This is a genomic window from Kitasatospora sp. NPDC007106 (genome assembly GCF_040634455.1).
Classification (GTDB): domain Bacteria; phylum Actinomycetota; class Actinomycetes; order Streptomycetales; family Streptomycetaceae; genus Kitasatospora; species Kitasatospora arboriphila.
The window spans coordinates 1-3,466 of record NZ_JBEYFP010000634.1 but is presented as its reverse complement, the minus strand read 5'-3'; the positions used below and the strand labels follow the sequence as shown (position 1 = coordinate 3,466).

At 76.1% G+C, this 3,466-nt stretch carries 3 protein-coding genes and 3 pseudogenes; 1 reads left to right on the top strand and 5 read right to left on the bottom strand.

The window, feature by feature from the left end:
- Positions 1 to 98 precede the first annotated feature (98 nt).
- The 4 genes and pseudogenes from ABZ641_RS29835 to ABZ641_RS29820 form a co-directional block, all read right to left on the bottom strand.
- A pseudogene (locus ABZ641_RS29835) lies at positions 99 to 350 on the bottom strand (DUF6457 domain-containing protein); the annotation flags it as partial.
- Positions 351 to 483: 133 nt separating this feature from the next.
- Positions 484 to 1,047, bottom strand: a pseudogene (locus ABZ641_RS29830) (NTP transferase domain-containing protein); the annotation flags it as partial.
- Between the two features lie 67 nt (positions 1,048 to 1,114).
- Positions 1,115 to 2,020 carry an MBL fold metallo-hydrolase gene (locus ABZ641_RS29825; RefSeq protein ID WP_359986749.1) on the bottom strand — a complete coding sequence of 302 codons (906 nt, stop codon included), beginning with the start codon at positions 2,018 to 2,020 and terminating at the stop codon, positions 1,115 to 1,117.
- Between the two features lie 127 nt (positions 2,021 to 2,147).
- Entirely contained in the window at positions 2,148 to 2,795 is a 648-nt protein-coding gene (locus ABZ641_RS29820) for an NAD(P)H-dependent oxidoreductase (protein ID WP_359986746.1), read from the bottom strand.
- A gap of 107 nt (positions 2,796 to 2,902) precedes the next feature.
- Here ABZ641_RS29820 and ABZ641_RS29815 point away from each other — a divergent pair, with 107 nt between their 5' ends.
- Positions 2,903 to 3,265, top strand: a complete 363-nt coding sequence (locus ABZ641_RS29815; protein ID WP_344628536.1) for a helix-turn-helix domain-containing protein — start codon at positions 2,903 to 2,905, stop codon at positions 3,263 to 3,265.
- Positions 3,266 to 3,356: 91 nt separating this feature from the next.
- Here the strand turns inward: ABZ641_RS29815 and ABZ641_RS29810 are convergent.
- Positions 3,357 to 3,466, bottom strand: a pseudogene (locus ABZ641_RS29810) (dolichol-phosphate mannosyltransferase); the annotation flags it as partial.

The window sequence follows — 3,466 nt, the reverse complement described above, 5'->3', positions numbered from 1 at the left end:
GGCCGCGGCCAGCCGGGCCGTCCGCCGGGCCTGGGGCCAGGGGCGGTCGTGCACCGGCGGCCCGGTGCGCGGGTGGTCCACGTCGGCGAGGGCGCCGGTCACGCCTGCTCCGGCGGGTGCTGCGCGGCCCACCGTTCGGCGAGGGCGGCGGTGCGGGCGGTCGCCGCCGCGACCTCCTCGGCCCCGCCGCCGCGGGCGGCCGCCGCGTACCCCACCAGGAAGGCGGTCAGCGGTGCGGCCGGCCGGGCGACCCCGTGCGCGACCACCCGGGCGAGGTCCAGCAGCCCCGGCACGTCGACCTCGAAGTCGATCCCCAGCTCGGCGCCGACCTCGGCGATCCAGTCATCCAGCGTGCGCTCCATGGCCCCATGCTGCCCGATCCCGGTGTCCGCGGTGGTGCCGCGGTCGTGTGCGGCGCGGGTCGGTCCGCTCACCGGCCGTCGGGGCGGGCGGTGAGGATCACCGTCCGGCGCGCCCGCGCAGCTCCCGGTCGCGGGCCCGGGCGAGCTCCTCCCAGGTGTCGCAGTCGAGGGCGACAGCCTCGGCGTCGGCCAGCCGGACGGTGTGCAGCGGCCCGGTGAGCCGCCGCAGCGGGCGGCTGTCCGGGCTGCCGAGGGCGGCGAGCGAGGCGCGCAGCGCGGCCGTGCGGTAGGCGCCGGCGAGCGGCTGGTCCCGGCCGTCCGCGTCGACCAGGACGGCGGCCTCCGCCCCGGCGTCCTCGAGGGCGGCGAGCAGCCGGTGCACGGTGCGGTCGTCCAGGAAGGGCAGGTCGGCGGCGAGCAGCAGCACCCGGTCGGCGGTCACCGCGGCGAGGCCGGCGGCGACGGCGGCGACCGGTCCGCCGCCGGGCGGTTCCTCGCGGGTCCAGTGCACGGTGCGGGCGACGGTCCGGACGGGGCCGACCACGACGGTGGTGCGGGCGTCCGCGCAGGCCGCCAGCACCCGGTCGAGCAGGGTCCGGCCGCCCACGTCCAGCCCTGGCTTGTCGGCGCCGCCGAGCCGGCTCGCGGCCCCGCCGGCCGGCACGATCACGTCGAAGGCCGTCATGCCGCCAGTATCCGCCGCCCGGCGGCCCGTTCGGGAGGGCCGGGTGGGCCGGGGCGGCCGGAGGGGTTCAGTCCTCCTCGACGATCTCCGCGTCGACGATCTCGGCGTCCTCGGCCGGCGTGGTGTTGGCGGCCGCGCCGAGGTCGAGGATGACGGGCAGGGTGAGCGCGCCGTACCGCTCGTTCATCGTGGCGGCCAGGGCCTCCGGGTCGTGCGGGTGGGCGGCCAGGGCGCGGTCGAAGTCCTGCAGGTACTCGCCGGTGAAGGCGATCACCCGCAGCGCGTCGTCGTCGGTGCCGGGCGCCCGGTGGCCGGCGACCACCCGCTCCGCGCCGAGGTCGGCGATCCGGGCCAGGTTGTGCGCCCAGTCGATCCGGCGGTGGGCGTCGGTGTCGGCCGTCCACACGTGGGTGCCGTTGTAGACGAAGTCGCCGGCGAGCACGGTGCGGATGCTCGGGACGTGCACCACGGTGGAGCCCTCGCAGTCGCCCTGGCCGAGCGCGAGCACCCGGATCGGCTGGCCGTCGATCATCAGCGGCTGCGGCAGCAGCGGCGCGGGCAGCAGCGGCTGGTCGGGGATGTCGTCGCCGTAGACGGGCTTCCACTCGGCGACCTTGGCGACGGCGGTGCGGGCGATCCCCTCGACCACCGGCGGCGCGGCCAGCAGCTGGGCCTCGGGGAAGAGCCGCAGCACCTCCTCGGCGCCGAAGTAGTGGTCGGGGTGGCGGTGGGTGACCACGATGGCGAGCAGCCGGCGGCCCTTGCCGGCGATCCACTCGGCGAGTTCGCGGCCGGCGCTGCGGGTGAGCTGGGCGTCGACCAGGATCGCGGTGCCCTGGCCCATGATCAGCACGGAGGTCGCGAAGAAGGCGCTCTCCGGACCGGTGAAGACGTCGATCTCCAGCGGTGGGTGGCCCGGCCCGGGGGCCGCGCGGTGGGGTCCGGCGGTCTCGTCGGGCGGGTTGGGCGTCACGTCGGCTCCCTGGTCGGCGGGGCGGCCCGGCGGGCCGCTCGTTCGTACCAGCTTGGTCGGTGGGGTACCGATCGCCGGTCAGGCGCGCCCGGGCGGGTGGAGCGGAGGCCGCCCGGGCGCGGGGGCCTCAGGCCGCGACGCGGCTGCCGACGACCTCGGCACGGGCCGCGGCGTCCACCAGCGCCTGCGCCTTGGAGGCGTCCGCCTGCTCGGCGAAGCCGGCCAGCGCCGGGTTGACCCGGGCCAGGGTGAACTCGGGCACCACGAAGTCGACCTCCAGGCCGAGCATGCCGGTCAGCACCTTCTCCAGGTAGGTGGTGACGAACTCGAAGCTCTCCCGCGGGGTGCCCGGGCCGTACGCGCCGCCGCGGGAGGCGACCACGGTGACCGGGGTGCCGGCGGCGGAGGGCTGCTCGCCCGCGCTGCGGCCGATCACGATCACCTGGTCGAGCCAGGCCTTGAGGGCGGACGGGATCGTGAAGTTGTACATCGGGGTGCCGATGACGACGGCGTCCGCCTGCTCCAGCTCGGTGACCAGCTGCTCGCGCAGGGCCCAGGCCGCCTGCTGCTCCGGGCTGCGGTGCTCGGCCGGGGCGAAGGCGGAGGTGATGCCGGCGGCGTCCAGGTGCGGCAGGGGCTCGGCGGCCAGGTCGCGGTAGATCACGGTGCCGCCCGGGTTGGCGGCCTCCCAGGCATCCCGGTACGCCGCGGAGACCTCGCGGGAGACGGAGCCCTCGGAGAGCGCGGACGAGTCGATGTGCAGCAGCGTGGGCATGGCGATGCCTCCATTTCGGAAGTTACTGCAGCGCGGTGCGCTGCTTCCGCAACAGTAGCAGCTTACTTTTCTATAGTCACTTGCCGCGGGGCAGTACCCTGGACGGCATGGCGCAGGAAACAGCACCGGCACACGCTGCCTGTACGGGGGCGGACGCCGCCATCACCCGGGTCTTCGCCCTGCTCGGCAAGCGCTGGACGGGGCTCGTGGTCGCCGTGCTCAGCAACGGTCCCGGCCACTTCTCCGAGCTGCGCCGCGCCATCCCCGGCATCAGCGAGCGGATGCTCTCCGACCGGCTCACCGAGCTCGGCGAGGCCGGCCTGGTCCTCCGCGAGGTCGACGAGGGCCCGCCGCTGCGGGTCCGCTACCGGCTCACCGAATCCGGGGCCGCGCTCGGCCCCGCCCTCACCGAGCTGCGCGCCTGGGCGGAGCGCTACCTGCCCCCGCCGCCGCCCGGCGGCTGCCGGTAGCCCGGCACCCCACGAACGACGGAGCGCCCCGCCGCGGACCGCCGAGCAACTGCTCGGCACCGCGACGGGGCGCTCGTGTCGATCCGGAGGGTTACTTCCCGCCCTTGCCGGTGATCTTGTCGATGCGGGAGCCGATGCCCCAGGTGGTGACGCGCCAGAGGGCTTCGGCGACGATGTTGCGGCTCATCTTGGAGTTGCCGT

What these genes read in the sequence shown, in the direction of transcription:
- ABZ641_RS29820 (WP_359986746.1), bottom strand. Translation starts at nt 2,795, where the DNA reads ATGCCCACGCTGCTGCACATCGACTCGTCCGCGCTCTCCGAGGGCTCC.
- ABZ641_RS29815 (WP_344628536.1), top strand. Translation starts at nt 2,903, where the DNA reads ATGGCGCAGGAAACAGCACCGGCACACGCTGCCTGTACGGGGGCGGAC.